At 64.0% G+C, this 23,101-nt stretch carries 28 protein-coding genes, 4 tRNA genes, 2 pseudogenes and 1 riboswitch; of the genes and pseudogenes, 7 read left to right on the top strand and 27 right to left on the bottom strand.

The genetic code is table 11. The features are described from left to right. Positions 1-73 precede the first annotated feature (73 nt). The 3 genes from F0311_RS00880 to F0311_RS00870 form a co-directional block, all read right to left on the bottom strand. Positions 74-481: a DUF4260 family protein gene (locus F0311_RS00880; protein WP_150460085.1), complete on the bottom strand. Its 408-nt coding sequence runs from the start codon at positions 479-481 to the stop codon at positions 74-76. Between the two features lie 37 nt (positions 482-518). Next, positions 519-1,157 (bottom strand): NAD(P)-dependent oxidoreductase, encoded by a 639-nt coding sequence (locus F0311_RS00875; protein WP_150460084.1) that lies wholly within the window; start codon positions 1,155-1,157, stop codon positions 519-521. Between the two features lie 77 nt (positions 1,158-1,234). Continuing rightward, the gene (locus tag F0311_RS00870) at positions 1,235-1,831 is read right to left on the bottom strand and encodes a TetR/AcrR family transcriptional regulator (protein WP_150460083.1); all 597 of its coding nucleotides are present in this window, start codon (positions 1,829-1,831) and stop codon (positions 1,235-1,237) included. 105 nt (positions 1,832-1,936) lie between these two features. On the opposite strand from F0311_RS00870, the gene F0311_RS00865 reads away from it, so the two are divergent. After that, entirely contained in the window at positions 1,937-2,719 is a 783-nt protein-coding gene (locus F0311_RS00865; RefSeq protein ID WP_150460082.1) for an SDR family NAD(P)-dependent oxidoreductase, read from the top strand. 109 nt (positions 2,720-2,828) lie between these two features. Here the strand turns inward: F0311_RS00865 and F0311_RS00860 are convergent, their stop codons facing one another. The 22 genes and pseudogenes from F0311_RS00860 to F0311_RS00760 all read right to left on the bottom strand — a co-directional run bounded on the left by F0311_RS00860 (position 2,829) and on the right by F0311_RS00760 (position 14,538). Continuing rightward, positions 2,829-3,257: a type II toxin-antitoxin system VapC family toxin gene (locus F0311_RS00860; RefSeq protein WP_150460081.1), complete on the bottom strand. Its 429-nt coding sequence runs from the start codon at positions 3,255-3,257 to the stop codon at positions 2,829-2,831. Continuing rightward, positions 3,254-3,460, bottom strand: a complete 207-nt coding sequence (locus F0311_RS00855) for a hypothetical protein (protein WP_150460080.1) — start codon at positions 3,458-3,460, stop codon at positions 3,254-3,256. Before F0311_RS00855 ends, F0311_RS00860 begins: the two co-directional genes overlap by 4 nt. 59 nt (positions 3,461-3,519) lie before the next feature. Further along, positions 3,520-3,840 carry an NIPSNAP family protein gene (locus F0311_RS00850; protein ID WP_150460079.1) on the bottom strand — a complete coding sequence of 107 codons (321 nt, stop codon included), beginning with the start codon at positions 3,838-3,840 and terminating at the stop codon, positions 3,520-3,522. Between the two features lie 93 nt (positions 3,841-3,933). Next, entirely contained in the window at positions 3,934-4,428 is a 495-nt protein-coding gene (locus tag F0311_RS00845) for an HIT family protein (RefSeq protein WP_150460078.1), read from the bottom strand. After that, positions 4,425-4,738: pseudogene (locus F0311_RS00840) on the bottom strand (HigA family addiction module antitoxin). The gene F0311_RS00845 and the pseudogene F0311_RS00840 overlap by 4 nt, the downstream one beginning before the upstream one ends. Continuing rightward, positions 4,725-4,868: pseudogene (locus tag F0311_RS00835) on the bottom strand (type II toxin-antitoxin system RelE/ParE family toxin); the annotation flags it as partial. The pseudogenes F0311_RS00840 and F0311_RS00835, both read right to left, overlap by 14 nt. Then, the gene (locus F0311_RS17865) at positions 4,828-4,971 is read right to left on the bottom strand and encodes a hypothetical protein (RefSeq protein ID WP_191089674.1); all 144 of its coding nucleotides are present in this window, start codon (positions 4,969-4,971) and stop codon (positions 4,828-4,830) included. The pseudogene F0311_RS00835 and the gene F0311_RS17865, both read right to left, overlap by 41 nt. Before the next feature lie 60 nt (positions 4,972-5,031). Beyond that, positions 5,032-5,322, bottom strand: coding sequence for a type II toxin-antitoxin system RelE/ParE family toxin (locus tag F0311_RS18870; protein ID WP_150460077.1), 291 nt, complete (start codon positions 5,320-5,322; stop codon positions 5,032-5,034). Positions 5,323-5,334: 12 nt separating this feature from the next. Then, positions 5,335-5,634: a hypothetical protein gene (locus F0311_RS00825; protein WP_150460076.1), complete on the bottom strand. Its 300-nt coding sequence runs from the start codon at positions 5,632-5,634 to the stop codon at positions 5,335-5,337. 211 nt (positions 5,635-5,845) lie between these two features. Next, complete coding sequence (locus F0311_RS00820) at positions 5,846-6,430, bottom strand: Trp biosynthesis-associated membrane protein (protein WP_150460075.1); 585 nt, start codon at positions 6,428-6,430, stop codon at positions 5,846-5,848. After that, positions 6,430-7,992 carry an anthranilate synthase component I gene (trpE, locus tag F0311_RS00815; protein ID WP_150460074.1) on the bottom strand — a complete coding sequence of 521 codons (1,563 nt, stop codon included), beginning with the start codon at positions 7,990-7,992 and terminating at the stop codon, positions 6,430-6,432. The genes F0311_RS00820 and trpE overlap by 1 nt, the downstream gene beginning before the upstream one ends. Next, entirely contained in the window at positions 7,992-8,309 is a 318-nt protein-coding gene (gene hisI / locus F0311_RS00810; protein ID WP_150460073.1) for a phosphoribosyl-AMP cyclohydrolase, read from the bottom strand. The genes trpE and hisI overlap by 1 nt, the downstream gene beginning before the upstream one ends. After that, positions 8,306-9,070 (bottom strand): imidazole glycerol phosphate synthase subunit HisF, encoded by a 765-nt coding sequence (hisF, locus tag F0311_RS00805; protein ID WP_150460072.1) that lies wholly within the window; start codon positions 9,068-9,070, stop codon positions 8,306-8,308. Before hisF ends, hisI begins: the two co-directional genes overlap by 4 nt. A 2-nt stretch (positions 9,071-9,072) precedes the next feature. Continuing rightward, entirely contained in the window at positions 9,073-9,945 is an 873-nt protein-coding gene (gene hisG / locus F0311_RS00800) for an ATP phosphoribosyltransferase (RefSeq protein ID WP_150460149.1), read from the bottom strand. 51 nt (positions 9,946-9,996) lie between these two features. Further along, positions 9,997-10,260: a phosphoribosyl-ATP diphosphatase gene (locus F0311_RS00795; RefSeq protein WP_150460071.1), complete on the bottom strand. Its 264-nt coding sequence runs from the start codon at positions 10,258-10,260 to the stop codon at positions 9,997-9,999. Positions 10,261-10,375: 115 nt separating this feature from the next. Beyond that, positions 10,376-10,873 carry a 6,7-dimethyl-8-ribityllumazine synthase gene (gene ribH / locus F0311_RS00790; RefSeq protein ID WP_150460070.1) on the bottom strand — a complete coding sequence of 166 codons (498 nt, stop codon included), beginning with the start codon at positions 10,871-10,873 and terminating at the stop codon, positions 10,376-10,378. Next, positions 10,870-12,945 carry a 3,4-dihydroxy-2-butanone-4-phosphate synthase gene (ribB, locus tag F0311_RS18765; RefSeq protein WP_150460069.1) on the bottom strand — a complete coding sequence of 692 codons (2,076 nt, stop codon included), beginning with the start codon at positions 12,943-12,945 and terminating at the stop codon, positions 10,870-10,872. Before ribB ends, ribH begins: the two co-directional genes overlap by 4 nt. After that, positions 12,946-14,043, bottom strand: coding sequence for a bifunctional diaminohydroxyphosphoribosylaminopyrimidine deaminase/5-amino-6-(5-phosphoribosylamino)uracil reductase RibD (ribD, locus tag F0311_RS00780; RefSeq protein WP_223881045.1), 1,098 nt, complete (start codon positions 14,041-14,043; stop codon positions 12,946-12,948). Between the two features lie 10 nt (positions 14,044-14,053). Beyond that, positions 14,054-14,179, bottom strand: a riboswitch (FMN riboswitch). A 2-nt stretch (positions 14,180-14,181) separates the two neighbouring features. After that, positions 14,182-14,255, bottom strand: a tRNA-Gly gene (locus tag F0311_RS00775). Between the two features lie 23 nt (positions 14,256-14,278). Then, positions 14,279-14,350 (bottom strand) — tRNA-Val (locus tag F0311_RS00770). A gap of 21 nt (positions 14,351-14,371) precedes the next feature. After that, a tRNA-Cys gene (locus tag F0311_RS00765) sits at positions 14,372-14,442 on the bottom strand. 22 nt (positions 14,443-14,464) lie between these two features. Continuing rightward, a tRNA-Gly gene (locus F0311_RS00760) sits at positions 14,465-14,538 on the bottom strand. 122 nt (positions 14,539-14,660) lie between these two features. On the opposite strand from F0311_RS00760, the gene F0311_RS00755 reads away from it, so the two are divergent. From F0311_RS00755 to rpe, 5 genes are read left to right on the top strand one after another with little or no spacing between them, the layout of a single operon-like run. Further along, on the top strand, positions 14,661-15,503 hold the full coding sequence (locus F0311_RS00755; RefSeq protein ID WP_150460068.1) for a PD-(D/E)XK nuclease family protein: 843 nt from the start codon (positions 14,661-14,663) through the stop codon (positions 15,501-15,503). A gap of 31 nt (positions 15,504-15,534) precedes the next feature. Beyond that, positions 15,535-16,062: a peptide deformylase gene (gene def, locus F0311_RS00750; protein ID WP_150460067.1), complete on the top strand. Its 528-nt coding sequence runs from the start codon at positions 15,535-15,537 to the stop codon at positions 16,060-16,062. Next, the gene (gene fmt, locus F0311_RS00745) at positions 16,059-17,045 is read left to right on the top strand and encodes a methionyl-tRNA formyltransferase (protein WP_150460066.1); all 987 of its coding nucleotides are present in this window, start codon (positions 16,059-16,061) and stop codon (positions 17,043-17,045) included. The genes def and fmt overlap by 4 nt, the downstream gene beginning before the upstream one ends. Continuing rightward, positions 17,042-18,649 (top strand): RsmB/NOP family class I SAM-dependent RNA methyltransferase, encoded by a 1,608-nt coding sequence (locus F0311_RS00740; RefSeq protein WP_223881044.1) that lies wholly within the window; start codon positions 17,042-17,044, stop codon positions 18,647-18,649. The genes fmt and F0311_RS00740 overlap by 4 nt, the downstream gene beginning before the upstream one ends. After that, positions 18,646-19,302, top strand: a complete 657-nt coding sequence (rpe, locus tag F0311_RS00735) for a ribulose-phosphate 3-epimerase (protein WP_150460064.1) — start codon at positions 18,646-18,648, stop codon at positions 19,300-19,302. The genes F0311_RS00740 and rpe overlap by 4 nt, the downstream gene beginning before the upstream one ends. Before the next feature lie 79 nt (positions 19,303-19,381). On the opposite strand, the gene F0311_RS00730 is transcribed toward rpe, so the two are convergent. Further along, a complete protein-coding gene (locus F0311_RS00730) occupies positions 19,382-20,932 on the bottom strand; it encodes an HNH endonuclease signature motif containing protein (protein WP_150460063.1) in 1,551 nt (516 codons plus the stop codon). A 247-nt stretch (positions 20,933-21,179) separates the two neighbouring features. On the opposite strand from F0311_RS00730, the gene galE reads away from it, so the two are divergent. After that, positions 21,180-22,130, top strand: coding sequence for a UDP-glucose 4-epimerase GalE (galE, locus tag F0311_RS00725; RefSeq protein ID WP_150460062.1), 951 nt, complete (start codon positions 21,180-21,182; stop codon positions 22,128-22,130). Between the two features lie 30 nt (positions 22,131-22,160). Here galE and F0311_RS00720 read toward each other — a convergent pair whose 3' ends face one another. Beyond that, on the bottom strand, positions 22,161-22,907 hold the full coding sequence (locus F0311_RS00720; RefSeq protein WP_223881043.1) for an ATP-binding protein: 747 nt from the start codon (positions 22,905-22,907) through the stop codon (positions 22,161-22,163). Positions 22,908-23,101: the final 194 nt, after the last annotated feature.

The following is a 23,101-nucleotide window of genomic DNA, read 5'->3' as shown; positions in this document are numbered from 1 at the left end:
TCTGGTGGCCGTAAATAGCCTAGGCAGGCTTGGGCAAGAGGCTCCTCCCTGAACTTTCGACAGTCGGAACCCGTTACGACCCTGTGGATCGGGCGTTTCCGATGAGGCCGAGGTGGGTGTGAGTGAATGGGCCGAGTTTCAGCCCGAAGCCCAAGGCGCGGTCAACAGCGACATGGAAGCCCCAGCAGGCCGCAAGCACCATCATCCACTCAGCGTTCACCGCACGGAGGCTCAACGCTGCCCAGCCTGCCATGAGGAGGGCCGGAGCAGTGTAGTTGTGCACCAGGTTGTAGCAGAACGCTCCCACCCGCTGGTTGACCATATAGCCCAGGGCAGAGAGGTCGAAGACGAGGAAGGCCAGTAGCAGCACCCACCATGACTGGCTCCAGGCGATCATGGCCAGGAGGATCGCAGCAGCGATCAGCGCGTTTTCCGACCGCTGCCAGCCATATGCCTGGGGTTGTGAACTCTCTGCAGGCATGTTGTGCCTCTCTGTTTCGTGGTCAATATTCCCGCGCTTACCGTGATCTCGTGGTGAGGACGGCGATGCGTTTGTTCCATGTGGTGGTGGTCGCGGCAGTCAGGAGGAAGTCGGCGACGTCAGCCCGGGCGATTCGGGGCATGCCTTTGATCTTGTCGATGTCATCGAGGTTGGTGGCTCTGACTTGTTTGGTGCCCGGGCCCTTGGTCAGCACTCCGGGGTAGGCGATTGTCCAGTCCAGGGTGGAGGCGCGCAGGAGCTGTTCTGCGCGGGCTTTGTCACGGAACACCTCGGGTGCTGCTCGATAGCCCAGGCGCATCAGCAAGGAAACCTTGGGGTAGGACTCGCCCACGCCGAGGGCTGACTGCCACACGATACGTTGTAGGCCAGTATGAGCCGCGGCGTCGATGACCGCTCGCGTGGCATCGTGAATGAGGCTGTCCGGTTGTCGGGTGTTCCCGACTCCGAGAGTACTGATGACCGCGTCGGTTCCATCCCCGGCGTGTGCGATCGCCTCGGTGTCGCGGACGTCGCCAGAAACGACCTGGAGGCCCTCGCGTGCGGGGAGTTTCTGCGGGTTGCGCACCAGTGCGACCACTTGATGGCCAGCGACGATGGCGGTGTCGGTGAACAGCGTACCGGTGGCGCCTGTAGCGCCGAGAACGAGAAACTTCATGTGATTCCTTTTCTATGGAGAGGCCAAAAGCCCAAGCAGGATTGGGTAAGAACCGCTGCCGCGACTTCGTCGCAGTCTCAGCTCCCGGACGCCTCGGTGATGCCCTGTGCCCAGGCTGTGGCTGTTGAGCTGGCGAGTTCGCTGATCTGCGTGTCAGGTACTAGATGCTGCATGTTCTCTCCGATAGCCAGGGTGGCTGCACCATGGGCAATTGACCAGAGTTCGGCTGAGTATCGTCGGATGGACTCTGTGGGCTGCAGATGCTGGGCCAGTGCAGCTTCAAAGCGCTCTTGGACCCGGAAAGTCTGCTGGAGCAGGTCGGCGTGCTTGGACTTGTCGATCCCGTGGGCGAACATCATCTCGAACCGGGAGGGGTCCTCGCGTGCGAAGCGCACATATTCGGCGGCGATGTGCGCTGCTGTGTCCGTGAACGTCTGCACAACGGGCAGGCTCTCGAATCGTTCTTCCAGCTCAACGAAGCCTGTCAAAGCTGCTGCGGCGAGCATCGCGTCACGATCGGGGAAGTGACGGTAGGGAGCGGAGGAGGAAACCCCGACGCGCCTGGCGGCCTCGGACACGCTGAACCCCCGGGCGCCGCGCTCACGCACCAGTTCCGATGCAGCAGCCAACAGCGCGTTGCGCAGATTGCCATGATGATAACCACGTCCAGACATCGTCAAACCTCCTATGTTGCAGTCTCTCACATTGCTAGTCTACTCTAATGTGTAAAGCTCTCACATTGAGGGAGGCGGGCAGGCTTGCTGAAACGAGAGGTTCACATGAAGTACGAAGGAACCACAGCCCTGGTGACCGGGGCGAGCTCAGGTATCGGTGCTGAATTCGCCCGCCGCCTGGCCCAGGAAGGAGCCGACGTCGTCGTGGTAGCGCGGCGGGCAGCCACGCTCGAAGCGCTGGCCGTCGGCATTCGTGCTGCCACCGGCAGGCAGGTGCACGTCGTTCCACTCGACCTGTCAGCTGAGCGGGCGGGCTTTGTTTTGGCCGAGCAACTGGCGGAAGCTGGGATCGTGATCGACGCCGTCATCAATTGTGCCGGGGTCGGGGTGACTCGCAGCTTCGGGAACTCCACAGACGAAGAGATCGAGCGGCAGCTGCGGGTCAACATCATTGCCACAGTCGATATCTCTCATGCTTTTGTGCCTCAGCTCTTGGAGTCTGGGCGGGGTGCACTGGTCAACGTCGCCAGTCTGACTGCGTATATGCCGGTGCCAGGTATGGCCGTATACGCAGCGTCAAAGGCGTTCGTGGTGCGGTTCACCGAGGCGCTGGCTCATGAAGTGCGCTCAACCGGCCTCACTGTTATGGCGTTATCTCCTGGACCTACCGCGTCAGAGTTCTACAGCGCCTCCGGCACTTCCGAGAGCGGAGTGCGGTTCCAAACTCCGGAGGATGTCGTCACCACAGCACTGCGTGCCCTGTGCCGAAAGAATCCGCCGCACAGCGTCATCTCCGGAGGGCTTAACCGCTGGATCAAAAGACTGGTGGCAGCACTGCCGAGATCAACTGTGCTGCGCCTGATGGAGACTCGCCCAGCTCAAACGTAGACGCAGCCTCGGCGGACTAGGCACCCCTGAAATCGGTCGAGTTCAAAAGCGGATTAACCTCTGGTGGGCGTAAATAGCCTAGGCAGGATTGGGCGGGTCCCGTCGGGTGCTATGACGCCAGGGCCGGTAGAAGCGTGAATGACGGCGTATGCCGTGGCCGGACCACGGAGAAATGGCGGTGGTCCACTGTTGCTATTTCCGAACTGTCCACCCGTTCGGCCACAGCCACTAGCGAGGCGTCTGTTCCGCCCAGGGGAAGGTCACCGTACTGCGAGACGAGCTGGCTCATCCTGCGCAGATCTGCAGACGTAATGTCGAGCAGTTGTCCGTAGGCTCCGTTGGCCAAGTCCTGCAGGAAAGCAGCTTCCACCGCTGGGCCCTGGAGTAGGGCAATCATGTAGCAGGCTTCTGCAATGATCGATGCTGGGACACGTAGCCGGGATCTGTCTGTGGTGGAGAACCATTCTCTGCACCGTCTGTGATGATCGTCGGATTCGCTGACCAAGGCGACTAGGAGCCCGGTATCAACAAGGATCAACGGCCGAAGCCTTTGGCCAAATGCTCATCCACCCGTTCGGAGGCTTTGGGGTCGGCGGCTTTGACCATCCCCAATGATTGGGGCCAAGGCGGTGAAACCTGTGGCGCCGAACTACCTGTCTGAAGTGTGCGGGCAACCCGCTCCAACTCATCGGCAGGCAATCTGTCGATGAGGTCGTGAAGCTCTTCACGGGTTACTGTCATGGGCCCAGTTTACCCCGGGCCGGGCACTGCAAATAAGTGCCTGTGGAAAATGGAGACGCTCAGGATGCTGAAGTATCTCCGAAGAGTGGGGCAAGGAATCGGCGCTCATATCGGCGGATACACTTCGTCTCCTGTGAGAACTCGTACGCGGTGATGCACTCTTCATCCTGCGCGGCCTCAATCCGGTACTGCTCGTAAGCGGCTAACGAATCGAAGCTGAAGAGGGCGAAGGCTTCGTCATTGTCACCTTCGCTGGGCAGGAAGTAACCGTGGTGGGTGCCGCCGAACTTATTGACCAGCCGAATCCATCGCCTGCCGTACTCGGCGAACTCCTCGATCTTATCCGGATCGATCTCATAACGCAGATGCACAGTAATCATCCACTGAGCTTAGTCCGGTGCTCGGCGACTCCGCACCGGTTAGAGAGGGCAACCGGTCGAGTTACATGCCAAACTGAGTGCCTGATCGGTGATTCAGACGTGGAATTGGAACTCGATCGAGTCTCGAAGCCGAGCAACCTCTTCTGTCAGCGCCGCGCGAAGGTCGTCATGTTGGGTGCGGAGCGCCTTGGCGGGATCCTTCCAGTATTCGTGCGGATAGAGCCAGACAGGCTTTCCGATGATCTCTGGGGGTTCCCAGTCGTATCGCGGCCAGATATGAGTGTGCAGGAAGGCATCCGTGTTTCCCAGAATCTCCACATTCACTCGGCGATAGGCGCTGTCGAAGCGAGCGCATACCGTCTCTACGGCCGCCGCAAGGAGGTCGACGTCTGCAAGGTAGCTCAGCCGTTCAGCCCGTGGAAGATCCGAGAGGCGATCAACGCCAGGCACCTTCGTCAGTGCCAGGCTGTAGCCAGGCAGGAACTGAACGTCCCCAATTACGGCAAACGCGGCATCTAACTCTGCTACTACGGTGGGATTACGTCCTTGAAGCGCCGCACCCACACGGTCGCCACGCCAGTCACTCATGCTACCTCCAGAGGCCGGATGGTCTGGATCTGCTCGGCGGCCACGTCCTCTGCAACGTCGAGGTCATAGTGGGTCTGGAGATTGAGCCAGAACTGGGCAGAGACGCCGAAGTACTTTCCCAGCCGTAGTGCAGTATCAGCGGTGATGCGCCGCTTATCGTGGACGATCTCATTGATGCGACGCGGTGGCACACCAATGTCTATACAGCCAGCTTGTGCTGCGTGATGCCGAACCCCTCCAGGAAATCTTCCATGAGAACTTCCCCGGGGTGGATAGGTACCAACTTGTCCATGTGGTCAGTGGTAGTCAACGATCTCAACCTCCTCAGGACCGGCTGCGGTCCACACGAAGCAGATCCGCCACTGGTCATTGATTCTGATGCTGTACTGTCCCGCCCGGTCACCCTTCAGCCGTTCCAAGCGGTTCCCCGGAGGCAGCCGGGGTGGAGCCGTGGCCGATGTGGTCGTAGTGGATGAATTCATCGGCTGATGCGGGCTGCTGCTCCACATCGCGGACTGCAGTCTGGCTCTGGGCTGTGGCCATGCGCGAGGCTCCTTCTACACAGTGTCGAAGTTCTTCTGCTCTATTCTGCCAGATCCGTAGTCAGTCCCTCAGCTTTGCTTCCCAATCCTGTCTGGTGCTGTACACGCCGAGCACTTCCACTCGGGAACCGCGGACTCGGTAAATGACTTTGACCTGCTTCCTGAAAGTCACGGTCCTGTACCCAGGACCGAGATCTTCACGCTGTCGGTATGAGCCAGCCGAGTAGGTCAGCTTGTCGCAGAAAGTGCGAAACTTAGCTTCCCACGCATCAGCAGCGCTGATCCCACCTACGTCCGCCACATAGCACCAATGGTCAAAGATATGATTCTCGGCACGGAGCGACCAGCACAAGGTCGTATTCGCTCATGTCACTTCGGCGCGGCGCGCAAGCAGCTCACGCTTACGCTGCCCTACGCGAGCAAAGACCTGCTCAGTGGTAAGCCTAGCGTCGGGGTCTTCATCCAGTTCCTGAGCAGCAGCATGAACTTCAACCTCAACGAACCTGGTGAACCCCGGGGTGTCTCCTGCTTCCTCCAGCTCGTGGTCCACACTTTGACTGATGGCATCGTTGATGTCGGCATAGACACCCGCACGTACGCATTCCTCCAGGGCTTCGGCCACTTCTGCACTCAAAGTCACCGAGTACTGGCGCCTCGCAGTCATTTCAGACCTCCTATGGCTGATGACCTCAGTCTACTACTCTCCTAAGATTCCATACCCGGAAGCTTTGCAATAATGGGCCGAAAGCTGAGTCTCAGCTACTCCTTGTCAGCGGGTCGGCCCACCCTAGAAGTTCCATCGCCTCCGCAGGCTGACCCGGCCAGGCTTTAAACAGGTTCCGATGGAAGTTCCCACCTGGCCCCTGCCCGAACAGCTACTTCTTATCGGTGGGGTCATCGCCGTCGGAGAGGTCGTCCCACATGTCGATCTCATCGGGGTTCTCGGCCTGGGCCTCCCCGCGGGAGTACTTCTTGGTGGTCTTCTCATCGGACCAACCGGGTGAGAACAGCAGCATGGCCAGTGAGCCCAGGCTCAGCAGCCCGGAGCCGGCTAAGCCCATCCAGACCGCCCAGCCCACTGAGTACTGCCCGGCACGCTCGGTGGTGCCGGTGTGCTCGGCCAGGGCGGAGGCGGCGGCATCGGCCGGTGAGATGATCGCACCGAAGGTGCCGAACAGGGCCATCACCCCGGCACCCAGCAGCACTGCGGCGATCAGTCCGCGCACCCAGCGCCGCGCAATGCTGGCGGCCACGCCTCCGGCCACACCCACCAGACCCATGGTGCCCAGTGCTGGCGACATCTCCGCGCCCACCAGGGAGACTGAGCTGGTGGTGGCAGTCTCCGGCAGTCCGGTGACCCGCACCCAGGTCAGGGCGGTGGAGACCAGCAGCAGGATGGCGCCGAGCTGCACGACCAGGATCGTGTTGCGGCGCTGGAAGAAGTACGCGAGATAGCCCATTAGCCCACTAATCTATCAGCGGCCAGAACCGCTCTGAGCGGGGCAGCGGCCTTGTTCACGGTCTCTAGGCGTTCGGACTCATCCACGGAGTCGGCTACGATCCCGCCGCCGGACTGCACATAGGCTTTGCCGCCGGTGAGCACTGCGGTGCGGATCGCGATGGCCGCATCCATCCGTCCCGAGAGGTCAAAATAGCCCACCACTCCGCCGTAGACCCCGCGGGTGTGCGGCTCCCATTCGTCCAGCAGCTGCAGGGCCCTCGGCTTGGGCGCCCCGGAGAGGGTGCCTGCCGGGAAGGTGGCTGCCAGCACGTCATAGGGGGACGACGACGCCGCCACCTCCCCTTGGACATGGCTGGTCAGGTGCATCACGTGGCTGAAGTGCTCCACGGCCATGAACTTGGTGACCTCCACAGAGCCGGGCACACACACCTTAGCCAAATCGTTGCGGGCTAAGTCCACCAGCATGATGTGCTCAGCGCGTTCCTTCTCATCGGCCAGTAAGTCCTCGGCCAGCTCCACGTCCTCGGCGGGAGTCTTGCCGCGCGGCCGGGTGCCGGCGATCGGGTGGGAGACCACCTGCCGGTCAGCATCCAGGGTGACCAGGGCCTCTGGGGAGGCGCCCACCACCTGGTAGGGCTGCCCGGTGGGAGTCTGGAAGTGCATCAGGTACATATAGGGACTGGGGTTGAGCAGCCGCAGCATGCGGTACACGGAGAGCGCATCCACCGAAGTGGCCACCTCGAACCTGCGGGAGACCACAATCTGGAAGACCTCACCGTCCACAATGGCCTGTTTGGCCTTGCCCAGGGTGGCCAGGTATTCGTTCTGGCCCCAGCTCAGCTGCACCTTCTCCTGCAAGTCTTGTTCCACCTGCTGGGTCCAGTCGGGTTCAGCGGCGGCCAGCCCGGGTTCCACCGGGCGGGAGAGCTTCTCGCGCATGGCCCTCAGCCGGGCCACCGCGTCGCGGTATGCTCTCTCGGCCCCGGTGGGCTGACCATCCTTGTTGATGGCGTTTGCGATCAGGGTCACGGTGCCGTCACGGTTATCGTGCACCGCCAGATCGGAGACCAGGTTCATGGCCAGCTCGGGCAGCCCCAAACCGTCTTCCGGTGGGTTCGGCAGCTTCTCCCACTGGCGGACCACGTCCCAGCCCACATAGCCCACTAATCCGGAGGCCAGGTGCGGCAGTTCCTCTGCGAAGGCCCGGCTGCCCAAGAACTCCAGGGTCTGGCGCAGCACCTCAGCGCTGGGCCCCTCGGTGGGGGCCCCGGCCGGCGGGGTGCCGATCCAGCGGGCCTGCCCGTTCTGCTCACTCAGCGTGGCCAGGGAGTTCACCCCGATGAAGCTGTGCCGGGACCAGGCGGCCCCGGGGGCGGCGGACTCCATGAGAAAGCTGCCGGGTTTGCTGCCGCCGGTCTCATCGGTGGCCAGCGCCCAGTAGATGCTCAGCGGGGTGTGCCTATCGGCCAGCAGGGTCATGGTCACCGGAATCACCCGGTGCGCCCCGGCCAGCTGGAGGAACTCCTTCTGGGCGGGCACCACAACGCCTAAGGACTTCATCAGCTGATCTCCCCCTCTGTGAAGCAGGTGGGCTGACCGGTGTGGCAGGCCGGTCCGATCTGTTCGACCTGCAGCAGCACGGTGTCAGCATCGCAGTCCAGGGCCACCGAGCGCACGTGCTGAATGTGCCCGGAGGTCTCACCCTTGACCCATAGCTGGTTGCGCGAGCGTGACCAGTAGGTGCCGCGGCGGGTCTCCAGGGTGGCGGCCAGCGCCTCGGCGTTCATCCAGGCCAGCATGAGCACCGCGCCGGTCTCAGCATCCTGGGCGATGGCCGGCACCAGGCCCGCACTGTTGTAGTTGACTTCTGGGATCACCTGACCGGGTACCCCGCTTTCCGGATCTCGTCTTTTACCCGGGCGATCATATCCACCGGGCCGAAGTGGAACATACTGGCGGCCAGCACCGCATCGGCTCCGGCTGCGATGGCCGGTGGGAAGTGCTCGGGCTCACCGGCCCCGCCGGAGGCGATCAGCGGCACCCGGGTCACCGCCCGGACCGCGGCGATCATCTCCAGATCGAATCCGGACTGGGTGCCGTCGGCATCAATGCTGTTGAGCAGGATCTCCCCCACCCCACGCTGGCTTGCCTCGGCGATCCAGTCCAGGGCGTCGATACCGGTGCCCTTGCCTCCGCCGTGAGTGGTGACCTCGAACCCGGATTCGGTGTTCAGGCTGCGCCGGACATCAGCAGAGAGCACCAGCACCTGGTTGCCGAACCGGGCGACGATCTCGTTGATCACCGCCGGCCGGGCCACCGCAGCGGTGTTGATGGAGACTTTATCCGCACCGTGCTTGAGCAGCCGGTCCACATCCTCCACGCGGCGCACTCCCCCGCCTACGGTCAGCGGGATGAACACTTCCTGCGCGGTGCGGGTGACCACCTCGTAGGTGGTCTCACGGCTGTCGGTGGAGGCGGTGACGTCTAAGAAGGTCAGCTCATCGGCCCCGGCCAGGTTGTAGCGCTGGGCCAGCTCCACCGGGTCCCCGGCATCGCGCAGCTTCTCGAAGTTCACGCCTTTGACCACCCGGCCGGCGTCCACGTCTAAGCAGGGGATGACTCGTACGGCAAGGCTCATCGCTATACCCGGCAGGCGTGGATGGTGGTGACCAGGATGGCCCGAGCGCCGAGGTCGTAGAGCTCGTCCATCAGCTGGTTGGTCTTCTTGGCCGGGACCATGGAGCGCACCGCCACCCAGTCCTTATCGGCCAGCGGCGAGATGGTGGGCGATTCCAGGCCGGGGGTGATGGCTGCTGCGGCCTCCAGGTCGGTGCGGCGGATGTCATAGTCCATCATCACGTACTGGCGGGCCACCAGGACCCCCTGGAGCCGGCGGATGAGGCGGCCGGTGGCACGCTCAATAGCCTCGGCGTCGTCGTTCTGGGCGCCTTTTCCGGAGATCAGGATCGCCTCTGAGAGCATCACCGGGTCCCCGAAGGTCTCCATCCCGGCGGCCTTGAGCGTATTGCCGGTCTCCACCACATCGGCGATGGCATCGGCCACCCCGAGCCGCACCGCGGACTCCACGGCCCCGTCCAGGTGGACCACGTCCACATTGGGGATGCCCTGGGTCTGGAACCAGTGGGTGAGCAGGGCGTCATAGCTGGTGGCCACGCATTTGCCGGCCAGATCAGCGGCTGTGCTGAACTGTCCGCGGGGTCCGGCCAGCCGGAAGGTAGAGCGGCCGAAGCCCAGCCCCATGATCTCGCTGGCACCGGTCTCCACCCGGGCGTCCTGGAAGAGATCGCGGCCGGTGATGCCCACATGCAGGATGCCGGAGCCTACGTAGACGGCCACATCGCGGGGGCGCAGGTAGAAGAACTCGATGCCGTTCTCATCGTCCACCAGCACCAGTTCTTTGCGGTCGCGGCGCTGCAGGTAGCCGGCCTCGGAGAGCATGGCCATGGCTGCCTCGGAGAGCGCGCCCTTATTGGGTACGGCCACCCGCAGCATGTCCCCGTTGCGCGGTGCCATCAGTGGTTCAGTCACAGGTGCGGGCCTCTCTCAAAGGTAGCGGTAGACGTCGGCGGGGCTGATCCCCTTGGCGAGCATCATGACCTGCAGATGGTAGAGCAGCTGGGAGATCTCCTCGGCGGCGGCGGCCTCCGATTCGTATTCGGCGGCCATCCAGACCTCGGCGGCCTCCTCAACGATCTTCTTGCCGATCTGGTGCACCCCGGCATCCAGGGCTGCGACAGTGCCGGAACCCTCCGGGCGTTCGGCGGCCTTGCGGGCCAGTTCGGCGTAGAGATCCTCAAAACTTTTCATTGTCACTAGCTTATCTCCCCCGGCGGAGCCGGTTTGAGGCGTGCAGGTCGGCGCCGGTGCAGCCGGTCGGCGCCGGTGCGGGCCTGGCTCGGGGTCACCTGCGGCCGGGACCAGCTCAGCGCAGTCTGGCCAGTTCTGCCGCGGCGGCGACTGCGGCGTGGGCGGCCTCGTAGCCCTTGTCCTCCTTGGAGCCTTCCAGTCCGGCCCGGTCCAGGGCCTGGGCCTCATCATCGCAGGTGAGCACACCGAATCCGACCGGGGTTCCAGTCTCCACCGAAACAGTGGTCAGCCCCTGGGTGGCCGCCGAGCAGACGTAGTCGAAGTGCGGGGTGCCGCCCCGGATCACCACCCCCAGGGCGATCACCGCCTCATGGGTCTTCGCAGCCCCGGCTGCCAGGACCGGCAGTTCGAAGCTGCCGGGGGCACTCAGGTGGGTGAGGGCGTCCTCGGGGATGCCGATCTCTGCCAGGAACCGGCGGGCACCGGTAGTAAGCCCGTCCATGACCTGGGTGTGCCAGCGGGAGGCGACGATGGCGACCCGGAAGTCTTGGGCCGCCTGCCGCAGCCGGGTCAGCTCGGCGGGGTCGATGGCGAGGGCTCCGGCTCCGCTCATGGCTGGGTTTCTCCTTGTTCGTTGAGGACCAGGTGATCGAGCATATGGGCCATCCGGTCACGTTTGGTGCGCAGGTAGCGTTCATTGTGGGGCCCGACGGCGCCGCTGCTGGGCAGTTGTTCCACAGCCAGCCCGGTTGCCGCCAGGGCTTGGACTTTGGCCGGGTTGTTGGTCAGCAGCTGCAGGCTGGTGATTCCGGCTGAGTGCAGGATGGCAGCGGCTCCGGTGAAGTCGCGCAGCTCGGCGGCCAGGCCCAGCATCTCATTGGCCTCCACCGTGTCTGCGCCCTGCTCCTGGAGCTTATAGGCGCGCAGCTTATTGGCCAGTCCGATGCCTCGGCCCTCGTGCCCACGCAGGTAGAGCAGATGGCCGCCGTGTTCGTGGATGGTCTCCAGTGCGGAGGCCAGTTGGGAGCCGCAGTCGCAGCGGTGGGAGTGCAGCACATCGCCGGTGAGGCATTCCGAGTGCAGCCGGACCAGGGGTTTCTCCGGGTGCCGGGCGGTGGGGCTTGCGGCAGTCCGGGGCGGGGCGCTGAGCAGCAGGTGCTCATGCCCGGTGGTGTGCTCGGTCCAGACCTGGGCGGTGAAGATGCCGAAGTCGGTGGGCAGGGTGACCACCGGGCCGCCGGTGACCAGTTTGGCGGCCTCCTGCTTCGGTGCCTCCCAGGAGGTGAGGTAGGACTCGCGGACCGCCTGCGGGCTGGGGGTGCCGCCGCGGTACTCGATGAGATCGGCGATGCTGATCAGTGCCAGCTCGTGGGTGTCGGCGAATTCGCGCAGGGCGGGCAGGCGCATCATGGATCCGTCGTCGTGGACCAGTTCGGCGATGACTCCGACCTCCGGGTGCCCGGAGAGTCGGCAGAGGTCTACGGCGGCCTCGGTGTGCCCGTCACGGCCCAGCACTCCTGCGGGGTCGGCGATGAGCGGGAACATGTGTCCGGGCCGGGTGAGGTCGGCTGCTGCGGTCTCGGGGTCTGCGAGCGCGCGGGCGGTGATGGCCCGGTCAGCGGCGCTGATCCCAGTGGAGGTGACTGCGGCGGCGTCGCAGCTGAGGGTGTAGGCGGTGCCCTTGGGGTCCTGGTTCTCGGTGACCATGGGCGGCAGGTTCAGGTGGCGGGCCCGTTCGCCGGTCATCGGCAGGCAGATCACCCCGGAGCTGTATCGGATGGTGAAGCCCATCAGTTCCGGTGTGGCTGCTGCGGCGGGGAAGATCAGGTCGCCTTCGTTCTCCCGGTCGGCGTCGTCCACCACCACTACGGGGCGGCCTGCGGCCAGCTGGTTCAGGGCGACTTCCACCGGGTCCAGGATGGGCGCGGGGGTGCGGGGTTGGGGCACCACAGGCAGCTGCACAGCGGCAGAATCTTCGGAGTACCCCGCGTTTTCGGAATCACTACGGGCGATCAGACGGTGCAGTTCCGAAAAGTCCGGGAAGCTCGGGGATGGCTGGGCATTCGGCGCCGAGCTGAAGCCGAGCATCCGCTTGACATACTTGGCCAGCACATCGACCTCGATGTTCACGTTGCTGCCGATCTGTTTCTCTCCCAGGGTGGTCTCGGCCAGGGTGGCGGGGATCAGGCCCACCTCGAACCATGCGGTGCTGGTCCCGGCGGTCTGATCTGCTCCGACCGCGGTCACCGTCAGGGAGACGCCATCAATGGCGATGGAGCCTTTCTCCGCGATGTACCCGGCCAGATGGGCTGGCACGCTGAAGCGATGGCGGCCGTCGTTGAGGTCCCGGTCGGTCAGGGCGCCGATGCCGTCCACATGGCCTTGGACCACATGTCCGTCCAGCCGGGCGCCGGCGGGCAGGCAGCGTTCCAGGTTGACCCAGTCGCCTGCGCCCAGCTCGCCGAAGGTGGTGCGTTTCAGGGTTTCGGGAATCAGCTCCACGGTGAGCTGCTCGCCGCTGATCTCCACCGCGGAGACGCAGACCCCGTTGACTGCGATGGATCCGCCCAGGGCGAGCTCTGCCACATGCCCGGGGGCTTGGAAGCTGAGTCGCTCCACGCCTTTGGCCGGGTCGGGGCTGCGTTCGATGATGCGCCCGGTGCCGGTGATGATGCCGGTGAACATTCAGCGGGCTCCTTTCGGGTCTGGCTGAAGGTGGATGCAGACGTCGTTGTCCATGATGGTGGTGGGTCCGCCATCGGCGGTGTCCAGGGCGAACTGCCGGGCCTCGGCCAGGGTGGTGACCCCGATGTCGCCCAGGCTGGCCCGGCCTGCGCCCAGGATCAGCGGGGCGGTGTAGAGGAAGATCTCGTCCACCAGATCTGCGGTGAAGAACGCGGAGAGCACCGACTGGCCGCCCTCCACCAGCACGTGTTTGACCGGGTGGCCGTGGTGGCTGGTGCCGGCCAGGGTCTGCAGGGCCGTCAGGGGGTCACGGGTGCGCAGCTGCAGCCAGCCCTGCCCCTCAGCCTGCCCCTGTTTCAGCTGGGCGGTCTGGTGGATCTCCCGCAGGCCCATCACGGTGCGCAGCGGCTGGTGCTCGGTGGGGCTGCCGTTGGAGTCCCGTGCGGTGAGCCGCGGGTCGTCAATCTCGGCGGTGTTGGTGCCCACCAGGACGGCGTGCACCCGCTGCCGGATGCTGTGGGTGTGCTGTCGGGAGACTGCCGAGGTGATCCACTGGCTGGTGCCGTCGGCGGCGGCGATCCGCGCGTCGATGCTCTGGGCCAGGTGCACGGTGACGAAGGGGCGGCGCTGGGCTGCGGCCCGGTTCCACCGGTGGTTGAGCTGGGTGCATTCTTCCCCCAGTACCCCGAGGGCGACCTCTGCTCCCCTGCCGCGTAGCAGCTCGGCTCCGCCGCCGTTGGGTGAGGGGTCGGTGGCCCCGACCACCACCCGGGGGATTCCGGCCTGACTGATCAGGTCGGTGCAGGCCGGTTGGCGCCCGTAGTGGGTGCAGGGTTCCAGGGTGGTGTAGAGGGTGGTGCCGGAGAAGTCGGTGATCCCGGCCGCCTGTGCCTTGGTGAGGCAGTCGCGTTCGGCGTGGAAGGTGCCGGCACCCTGGTGGTATCCGGTGGCCAGGACGCGCTGGGGTGAGCCGGCGCCGTCGTACTCTGTGTGGTCCACCAGCACGGCGCCGACCAGAGGGTTCGCTCCGCGAGGGCCGGCCAGGGCTGCGTTGAGGGCAGTGGCCATGATGGCGCTGGATGTCTGGGCGGGGCCCACTGCAACTCCTTCTGCGCTACTCCCATCCAGACTGTGACTGTCGGTGCTGGAGTTCCACCAGCTCAACCCCTCGGACGGCGAGGGGGTCGCGGACTGTGACCGCCGGTTCGGAGTTTCACCGATCCCGTAGCGCTTGCGAGCGGATGACGAGATTCGAACTCGCGACCCTCACCATGGCAAGGTGATGCTCTAGCCAGCTGAGCTACATCCGCGTGGTTCCTCTTGCGAGGTTCCGTGCGTGATACTGGGATCGAACCAGTGACCTCTTCCGTGTCAGGGAAGCGCGCTACCGCTGCGCCAATCACGCCTTAAGGCCTGTTGAGCCTCGAGGTGAGGACGGGATTCGAACCCGCGTATACGGTTTTGCAGACCGCTGCCTAACCACTCGGCCACCCCACCATATTGGGATTCGTGTCCTTCGAGCGGATGACGAGATTCGAACTCGCGACCCTCACCATGGCAAGGTGATGCTCTAGCCAGCTGAGCTACATCCGCATGTTGTTGAACCGTCTGAAGCGCCGGTTCGACGACATGACACTCTAACCCAGGTCGGCTCGAATGGTCCAATCGCAGCAGCCAGGTTCCCGTCTCCTGAGGACATGTCAGACTGTTTCACTATGACTGACCCGCAGCTTGCCCATGCCACCGAGTTCGGGCGGATGTATTCGCGTTCGCTCTCCACTGCCCCGGAGGTTCCCTCGATCACTACGGTGATCGCCCAGGAGGCTCAGGATATGACCGGTTGGGCGGGGCATATGGCCGCCACTGAGCTGATCAATGACACCCGGCTGAACGGGGCCTCTCCCACGGAGCTGCGGAACCTGGCCCGCCAGGCCTCCTCGGCTGCGGAGCGGTTCCGGGATGCCGCCGCGGCCCGCGGGGATCGGGTGCATCACTATGCCGAGCAGGTGGCGCTGGCTGCGTTGGGTCAGCAGAATGATCACGACACCGCCCGCGCTACCTTGGCAGAGCACGGAGAGTCCGGTTTCGCTGACCGGTTTGATCAGTGGTGGGAGCTCTTTGGTGTGCGGCCCTTGGCCGCGGAGGTCACTGTCTGGAACCAGACGGTGGGCTATGCCGGGACCCTGGACCTGGTGGCTGAGATCGGTGGGCGCAGGTGCATCCTGGATTTCAAGACCAAGGGGGTGGGCCGGGACGGTCGGGCCAAGCCGGTGCGGGATTCGGTGGTGATGCAGCTGGTGGCTGGGATGCGCGCTGAGGAGCAGCTGGTTGATGCCGCCTCCGGGGCGTGGGAACCTTGGCCCTACCGAGAGGGTGATCAGCCGGTGCTGCTGGCGGTGGCGATCTCCGAGGCCGAGGTGGTGCCGGTACAGGCTGATCCGTCCTGTCTGCGGGCCCATTGGCGGAAGTTCTGGGCGCTGCGCCAGGTGTGGGAGCATTCGCGCACGGTGACCGAGCAGGGCCGGGCGCTGCGTCCGATCGGTCCGCCGCCGCAGTGATGCCGGTTGCAGTGATGACAGAATGAAGACCATGCCCGTTCTTGATATCCGGCAGATCGGCGATCCGGTCCTGCGCAGTCCCGCCTCCGAAGTCCCTGAGATCGATGGGCGCATCCGTAAGCTGGTGCAGGATATGTATCTGACCAATGAGAAAGCCGGTGGGATCGGCATTGCTGCACCTCAGGTGGGGGTCGGGCTGCGCATCTTTACCTGGGATGTAGAAGGCAGCAGGGGTGCGGTGATCAACCCGCGTGTGGAGCTCTCCGGAGACCCCGGATTCGTTCCCCGTCCCCGGGATCAGGAGCCGGATGCAGTGCTGCGTGAGGGTTGCCTCTCGGTGCCCGGCCACATCTATGGCCCGGTGGCCCGCTGCCCGCAGGCGGTGCTCACCGGTCTTAGGGAGGATGGCAGCCCGCTGCGTGTGGAGGCCACCGGATTGCTGGCCGCCTGTTTCCAGCATGAGCTCGACCACCTGGACGGCAAGCTGTTCCTGGATCGGCTGACCGGTGAGCATAAGAAGCAGGCTTTCCGCGCCCTGCGGAGCGGGGCCGCGGTATGAGCAGATTGAAGCCTTTGAACCGGATTGTCTTTGCCGGCACCCCGCAGATTGCTGCCGATGTGCTCCATGAGCTGATCACCGCCATTGCCAGCGGCAATGTGGACGCCAGTATCGCCGGGGTGCTGACCCGTCCGGATGCCCCGGTGGGCCGCCGCCGCACCCTGACTCCTTCCCCGGTGGCGCAGGTGGCCACCGATGCCGGGCTTCCGCTGATCAAAACGGCATCAATCGACGACGGCGTGCTCGCTGCCCTGCGTGCCCTCAAACCTGAGCTGGGGGTGGTGGTCGCCTATGGTGCCCTGCTCCCGCAGGCCGCACTGGCTGTCCCGTCCCGCGGCTGGGTGAACCTGCACTATTCGGATCTGCCTAAGTACCGGGGGGCGGCGCCGGTGCAGCATGCGATTCTCAACGGGGAGCCGACCACCGCGGCCACTATCTTCCAGCTGGAGAAGGGCATGGACACCGGTCCTATTCATGCTGCACGCACCTATGAGATTCCGGAGCTGACTTCGGCTGGTGAGGTGCTGGAGGATCTCACCTCCTTGGGCTCACGGATGCTGCAGGAGCTGATCCCGAACCTGCTGGACGGCTCGGCACAGCCGGTGCCGCAGACCGGGAAGCCGAGCTTCGCCCCGAAGCTGCGCCGGGAGGATGCCTTCATCGATCCTGCTCAGCCTGCCGAGCAGGTGGTGAACCGGATCAATGCGACTATCCCCGAGCCCGGCGCCTGGACGCTGAACGGGCAGAGCCGGATCAAACTGGGTGTGGCCCGGATCTTCCACGGCAGTTTGGAGACTCAGCCGGGAGCTGTTCAGCTGATCAGCTCAGACCGGCACTCTGGGGAGCAGGTTGTGGTGATGACCGCCGGCAACGGCAAGGGTGCTGCACTGACCCGGGTGCAGCCGGCCGGCAAGCAGATGATGCGTGCCGTTGACTGGCTGCGCGGCCAGCAGGGCGATGTGCGTCTGGGAGGCATCGGGTGAGCGGGCAGCAGGGCCGTGGGGAACGCAGCCAGGACCGGCGCAATGCCAAGGGCCGCCAGAGGAACCGCGGTGGTAAGCGTGACTTCAGCCGCTCTGCGCCTTCTCAGCGGACCCGGCGGGCTGATCCGGCCCGGTTGGTGGCGTTCCGGGTACTGCGGGCTGTGGCGATGGATGATGCCTACGCCAACCTGGTGCTGCCCCATGAGATCCGCAGAGCGAAGCTCGATAAGCGCGATGCTGCTTTCGCCACTGAACTGACCTATGGCGCACTGCGCGCCCAAGGCACCTATGATGCGATCCTGACCCAGAATGTGGACCGCGAACTGGCTGAGTTGGATCCCCCGGTGCTCAACGCTCTGCGGCTGGGGACTCATCAGCTGCTGGCGATGCGGGTGGATGATCATGCTGCGGTCAATGAGACCGTGGGCCTGGTCCGCGACCAGGTGGGCACGGGCCCTTCTGGGCTGGTCAACGCGGTGCTGCGCAGGGTCAGTGAGAAGAGCCTGGAGGGCTGGCTGGATCAGCTGACCGCTGAGACTGGGGAGGTGGATTCCCTGGCACTGCGCTATGCCCATCCGCGGTGGGTGGTCCGCGCCCTGCGCCAGTCGCTGAAGCTGCACGGCCGATTGAGCCAAGACAAGCCCGGAACGCATTCTGAGTCTTCCGAGGTGGCTGAGGGCAGTGAGCACAGTGCCGGCCGCAGCGATGATCTGGAGCAGCTGCTTCAGGCCGACAATCTTGCCCCTGTGGTGCATCTGGTGGGTCTGCCCGGTCAGCTGCAGCCCGGGGGCGGAGAATCCTTGGAGCAGGCCGCTGAGGCTGGGGCCAAGCCTTCGGAGCTGATTGAGGGTGCGGCGATGTTCCGCGGCGGCGATATCGGCCGGCTTCCCGGGGTGGCTGAGGGCACTTTGCGGGTGCAGGACATCGGTTCCCAGTGGATCGCCCGGGCACTGGCTGAGCCAGCGGTGGCCCCTGATGAGCGGTGGCTCGATCTCTGCGCCGGTCCTGGCGGCAAGGCTGCTCTGCTGGCTGCCCTGGCCGCGGAGTATCAGGTACATCTGCTGGCCAATGAGCCGGCACCGCACCGGGCGGAACTGGTGCAGAAGGCACTGGCCCCTATCCCGCAGGAGGCCTGGAGTGTCCGCGTTGAGGATGGCCGCAGGATCAGTGAGTATGGCCCCAGCTTTGATCGGATCATTGTCGATGCCCCTTGTACCGGTCTGGGTGCGCTGCGGCGTCGTCCTGAATCCCGCTGGCGGCGGCAGCCTGGTGACTTGGCAGAGCTGACTGTGCTGCAGGAGCAGCTGCTGGATGCAGCGGTCTCGGTGCTGGCCGAGGATGGTCTGCTGGCCTATGTGACCTGTTCTCCGCATGCCGCTGAGACTCTGGTCCAGGTGGAGGACGCGTTGAAGCGGCATCCTGACCTGGAGCTGTTAGATGCTCACGAGCTGATGGAGAATGTCGCCTTACCTGCCGGCCAGGAGCTGATCCGCTCCCGGCCTGAGCCGGTTGGTGAGATCGTGGCCAAGACTGTCCAACTCTGGCCGCATATCCACGGCACTGATGCCATGTTCTTTGCGCTGTTCAGGAGAGAGGCACCATGACGGCTATCCATCCGAGTATCCTCAGTGCTGACTTCGCCAACCTGGCCGCCGAACTGACCCGCATCCCTTCGGCCGATGCGGTCCATGTGGATGTGATGGATAACCATTTTGTACCCAACCTGACGATCGGGCTGCCGGTGGTGGAGGCGATCCGCAGGGTCACCCACCTGCCGCTGGATATCCATTTGATGATCGAGGACGCCGACCGCTGGGCTCCTCAGTACGCCCAAGCTGGTGCTGAGTCGGTGACTTTCCATGTGGAGGCTGCGGCCAAGCCTGCTCAGGTGGCCCGGGATCTGCGCTCCAATAGTGCCAAGTCAGCGATGGCGGTCAAACCGGGCACCGAGCTTGAGCCGCATCTGGGTCTGCTGGGCGAATTGGACATGCTGCTGATCATGACTGTGGAACCGGGTTTCGGCGGGCAGAGCTTCATTGATGAGATGCTGCCTAAAATCGCCGCTGCCCGAAAGGCCTCCGACGATCTCGGCGGCCGGATTGCCGTGCAGGTGGACGGGGGCATCAACGCGGAGACCATTCGCCGTGCTGCCGAGGCTGGGGCGGATACCTTTGTGGCCGGCTCCGCGGTCTATGCCGCAGATGACCCCGATGCCGCCATCGCTGACCTCCGCGGCCTGACTGGTGAGCTGAGGTGACCAGCTGGCACCCATCCCCTGGCAGCCGGTGGCGCCCGCGTTCTGGCGCCCCACCACTGGCTGGTGGATGCGCCCAGCTTCAGGCTGCATCTGAGCAGGTGGCATCTGCGGTTGCCCAGGCAGGCGGCGGGTCTGGTGATGTCTGCCCCAAAGAGTGACTGCCGGCGTCGGGCGCTGGCTGGGCCATTTGCCCCGGCGGGTCGGGGCCGGCTTCCGGCAGCAGGCCGTGGCCTTTCAGCTCGTGGTGGGTGTGGCAGAGCACCCAGGAGTTCTCTGCGTCAGTGGCCCCGCCGGTCTCGTGACTGGTCTTGTGGTCTACTTCTGCTCGGAATCCAGGTTCTGTGCACCCGTGGGCCTGACACTGTTTGTCTCTCAGAAGTATTCCGGTGCGCAGGTTGCCGGTGACGAATCGGGCGGTGGATGAGGTCTCCAGCAGGTTCGGGAGGGCAAGAATCTGCTCCGCCAGTTCAGAAGTGGCAGATGCGTGAGCTTCGGTGCCCTCTGTCAGACCGGTGAGTGGGTTCTTCTTGCCGACCTTCACGATTCGTTCCGCCCGTTGGGCGCCGCCGGGGTTTGCGGTAGTGCCGGTGAGGTAGTAGGTGTTCTTCGCGGCCGGGTCGGTGGCGATGCGGCGTGCCTCGGCGGCGGGAATGGTGAACCGCCCGTCACTGGCAACCGCAGGTGCTTCAGAGGCGCCGGTGAGAGTATCCAAAGGCACTGTGATGTTGATGGTGGCTCCTACCCGGACGGGGATGGCGCCTTCTGCGCAGCTGGTCTCGCCTGTGGACCCGGCTTCTAACCATGCTGTGAGGATGTCTGCCATGCGATTGGGGTAGCTCGCTTCCTCAGTCCCGGACCGCTCGGAGACCTTGACATCCTCCTCACCGGTGTAGGTTCCGGTAGCGAGTTTCTGCTTGCGCGGCATAGTCTTTGCTGCGGCGTGGAGGTCCTGCTCCAGTGGGGCCAGGGTCATGGTGGGAAGCACTGCCCGCAAAGTGGACAAGCCGTTGTCATGATGGATGATGTCCACCCTGCGGTGATTCTTTGCCCGCTCATAGCGGCGCTGGTGCCCTTCTGGGTCTTGATGGGCAACGAAGTCTCGGATCTGCTGGGCCAGGGTGTTCTTATTCTCTCCGGGTGCCACCGGAGCAAAGTGGGCATCCAGCTCTGCGGTGAGCCCACGTTGTGCTTCAGGGTGACCAGAGCAAGTTTCGATGAGGTCACCTGCCCCGGCGGCGATCTTCTGCACCCGGAGGAAGTCAATCTGTCCTGTGCAGTAGGTTTCCCACACATGGGGAAGCCATTCCCGTGCGGTACTCGCGGTGCTGAGCATTCGGCGCACTTCATGATCGGTGACTCCGAGAAGCACTGCGGCCTGGTGATGGATCGCTTTCAGAGCTGCTTCGCGTGTGAAGGTGTGCTGTAAGCGTTGTTCATCCTCGGCCAGGCGCCGGTCCCGGTACTCCAACAGGTGGGTGATCTTCTGCGCTTCGGCCTGTCGGCTGGCAGTCTCCGCTTCCCAGGCCGCGGCAAGCTCTGGCTGCGCTGCCAGGGATTCGTAACCTTCAGGCAGCACTCGCGGCTGGTCGGTTGTTGCCGACGCCTCAAGGAGTGCTGGGTTCGCGCTCATAGTCTAATTCTATCCTTCTAGTGACCACAATTCAAGGTTTTATGCGAATATCTCTTCGGTTATTCATTCCACCCATGCTGTAAACCTTCGTTATGTTCTTCTGTGGTTCACACTACCGCAAGGGTCGGAAATGCTTCCGATCCAGCAGACAGAAGAGAAACGAACTGCCGGGCCGCACAGCCTCTGCCCAGCCAGTTCAGCGGCTATGCTTGATCAGGAAGCAGTCCCGAACAGTTGGAGGATCCTGTTGAAGGTTTTGGTCACCGGCGGGGCCGGGTACATCGGTTCGGTGGTCACTCAGCAGCTGCTCCGGCGGGGGCACCATGTGGTGGTTCTGGACAACCTCGCCAAGGGGCACCGCGACGCCGTCTCATCAGAGGCTGAGTGGCACCAGGGAGATATCACCGATGCCGGCCAGGTCCTCGACTCCAGTTTCGATGCGGTGGTCCACCTGGCTGCCAAATCACTGGTGGGCGAATCGGTGGCCCACCCTGAGCGCTACTGGCACGGCAACATCGTGGCTACTTTGAAACTGCTTGATACCGTGCGTGAGGCCGGTGTGCCCCGGTTCGTGTTCTCCTCAACGGCTGCGGTGTACGGCAATCCCCTGCCGGATCTGCCCGGCGGACTGATCACTGAAGAGCATCCCACCATGCCGATCAACCCCTATGGGGCCTCCAAGCTGGCCATTGATCATATGCTGGCGGCCGAGGCCCAGGCTCACGGGCTGGGGGCGGTGAGCCTGCGCTATTTCAACGTGGGAGGCGCTTCGGGCCGGCTGCGTGAGCGCCATGATCCGGAGACTCACCTGATTCCGAATCTGCTCAACACCCTGCGCCATGGCGGCGAACCTGCTCAGCTGTTCGGCACTGACTATCCCACCGCAGATGGCACAGCGATCCGCGACTACATCCATATCCTTGACCTGGCTGAGGCTCATCTGCTGGCTTTGGAGTGGGTCGCACCCGGAGGCCACGAGGTGTTCAACCTGGGCACTGGCACTGGCTCCAGCGTCCGGGAGGTGATCCAGGCTGTGCAGCAGGCTACCGGTCGGGAAGTGCCTGTGGTGGAGAAGCCCCGGCGTGCTGGTGATCCGCCGGTGTTGGTGGCGTCGGCGGCAAAGGCCGGCAGGATTCTAGGCTGGTCTCCTCAGTACACGCTTCACGAGATCATCACCCACGCCTGGTCGGCTGAATAAGCTCGAAGACCACGACGCCGCCCCACGCACTTACCCAGCTCCTAGTTCCCAGAGTGCACTCATCGGTAGGGCTCGGTAATTAGGGCCGAATGGTAGCGTCTGAGTTCCGGTGTAGAGGACCACTCCGGCAAGCAGGTCATCGCCGATGCGTTCGTGCAGGTGCTTGATCCCGGAAAAGTCCTGACCTCGAACCGTGGATGAAGACTTGACCTCGATCGCCACCACTTGGCCACGTCTGTTCTCCAGCACAATATCGACCTCGACATTGTCCTTGGTCCGGTAGTGGAACATCTCCACCCGGGCCTGCGACCACTCCAACTGGCGAGCGATCTCCATAGCTGCGAAGTTCTTCATCAGCCCACCAAGCTCCTTGTCCTGCCGGCGCAGACCCCGCACATCGAGGTCCAGGAGATTGGCAGCCACGCCCGTGTCTACAAAAGCCAGCTTCGGCGTACGTACAGCCCGTGCGCTGATGCTGCGTGACCACGCCGGAATACGTTTGATCAGAAAGACTTCCTCCAGCAGAACGATGTAGCGGTCCACTGTACTTTTGGGCAAACCCAGGTCTGAGGCCAAGCTTCCCGGCACCAGGATCTGGCCTGCCCGTGCTGCGAGCATCCGCACCAAAGCCCGCATTTCTGGGCCTCGCTGTATCTCGGAGATCTGAACCACGTCACGGTTGATCAGGTCTGAGACATAATCATCCAAGAACCGAGCACGGCGACGGCTGCTACGTCCCACTGCCTCGGGGAACCCTCCCCTCAGGATCCGCTCCAAGTAGCCGTCCTTAGTCTCCTCAGCCTCATACTAAGACACGTGTAAGTATGTCGACTGTTTGAGGGTATGCTCTGGGAGACTGGAGTATGCGCAATAACGATGGCCGCAAGATCGATCATCACACCCTGGAGGTGCTGCGGCTTCGGGCTATCGACCAGGTCGCTGAGGGTCAACATCCTGAGGAGATTGCCGCA

It is taken from the genome of Nesterenkonia ebinurensis, assembly GCF_008711175.1.
Lineage (GTDB): Bacteria > Actinomycetota > Actinomycetes > Actinomycetales > Micrococcaceae > Nesterenkonia > Nesterenkonia ebinurensis.
This window is presented reverse-complemented; position numbering and strand designations above follow the sequence as displayed.

Excerpts from the sequence above, each read along its gene's own strand:
- F0311_RS00875 (WP_150460084.1), bottom strand. The coding sequence starts at position 1,157 with ATGAAGTTTCTCGTTCTCGGCGCTACAGGCGCCACCGGTACGCTGTTC.
- def (WP_150460067.1), top strand. The coding sequence starts at position 15,535 with ATGCCCGTTCTTGATATCCGGCAGATCGGCGATCCGGTCCTGCGCAGT.
- F0311_RS00880 (WP_150460085.1), bottom strand. The coding sequence starts at position 481 with ATGCCTGCAGAGAGTTCACAACCCCAGGCATATGGCTGGCAGCGGTCG.
- fmt (WP_150460066.1), top strand. The coding sequence starts at position 16,059 with ATGAGCAGATTGAAGCCTTTGAACCGGATTGTCTTTGCCGGCACCCCG.
- F0311_RS00850 (WP_150460079.1), bottom strand. The coding sequence starts at position 3,840 with ATGATTACTGTGCATCTGCGTTATGAGATCGATCCGGATAAGATCGAG.
- hisG (WP_150460149.1), bottom strand. The coding sequence starts at position 9,945 with ATGCTGCGGGTGGCCGTACCCAATAAGGGCGCGCTCTCCGAGGCAGCC.
- F0311_RS00795 (WP_150460071.1), bottom strand. The coding sequence starts at position 10,260 with ATGAAAAGTTTTGAGGATCTCTACGCCGAACTGGCCCGCAAGGCCGCC.
- F0311_RS00855 (WP_150460080.1), bottom strand. The coding sequence starts at position 3,460 with ATGACAGTAACCCGTGAAGAGCTTCACGACCTCATCGACAGATTGCCT.
- ribH (WP_150460070.1), bottom strand. The coding sequence starts at position 10,873 with ATGAGCGGAGCCGGAGCCCTCGCCATCGACCCCGCCGAGCTGACCCGG.
- F0311_RS00755 (WP_150460068.1), top strand. The coding sequence starts at position 14,661 with ATGACTGACCCGCAGCTTGCCCATGCCACCGAGTTCGGGCGGATGTAT.
- hisF (WP_150460072.1), bottom strand. The coding sequence starts at position 9,070 with ATGAGCCTTGCCGTACGAGTCATCCCCTGCTTAGACGTGGACGCCGGC.
- F0311_RS00825 (WP_150460076.1), bottom strand. The coding sequence starts at position 5,634 with ATGACTGCGAGGCGCCAGTACTCGGTGACTTTGAGTGCAGAAGTGGCC.
- F0311_RS00820 (WP_150460075.1), bottom strand. The coding sequence starts at position 6,430 with ATGGGCTATCTCGCGTACTTCTTCCAGCGCCGCAACACGATCCTGGTC.
- ribB (WP_150460069.1), bottom strand. The coding sequence starts at position 12,945 with ATGTTCACCGGCATCATCACCGGCACCGGGCGCATCATCGAACGCAGC.
- F0311_RS00865 (WP_150460082.1), top strand. The coding sequence starts at position 1,937 with ATGAAGTACGAAGGAACCACAGCCCTGGTGACCGGGGCGAGCTCAGGT.
- F0311_RS00870 (WP_150460083.1), bottom strand. The coding sequence starts at position 1,831 with ATGTCTGGACGTGGTTATCATCATGGCAATCTGCGCAACGCGCTGTTG.
- F0311_RS00845 (WP_150460078.1), bottom strand. The coding sequence starts at position 4,428 with ATGAGTGACTGGCGTGGCGACCGTGTGGGTGCGGCGCTTCAAGGACGT.
- F0311_RS00730 (WP_150460063.1), bottom strand. The coding sequence starts at position 20,932 with ATGAGCGCGAACCCAGCACTCCTTGAGGCGTCGGCAACAACCGACCAG.
- rpe (WP_150460064.1), top strand. The coding sequence starts at position 18,646 with ATGACGGCTATCCATCCGAGTATCCTCAGTGCTGACTTCGCCAACCTG.
- trpE (WP_150460074.1), bottom strand. The coding sequence starts at position 7,992 with ATGAAGTCCTTAGGCGTTGTGGTGCCCGCCCAGAAGGAGTTCCTCCAG.
- F0311_RS17865 (WP_191089674.1), bottom strand. The coding sequence starts at position 4,971 with ATGGCCACAGCCCAGAGCCAGACTGCAGTCCGCGATGTGGAGCAGCAG.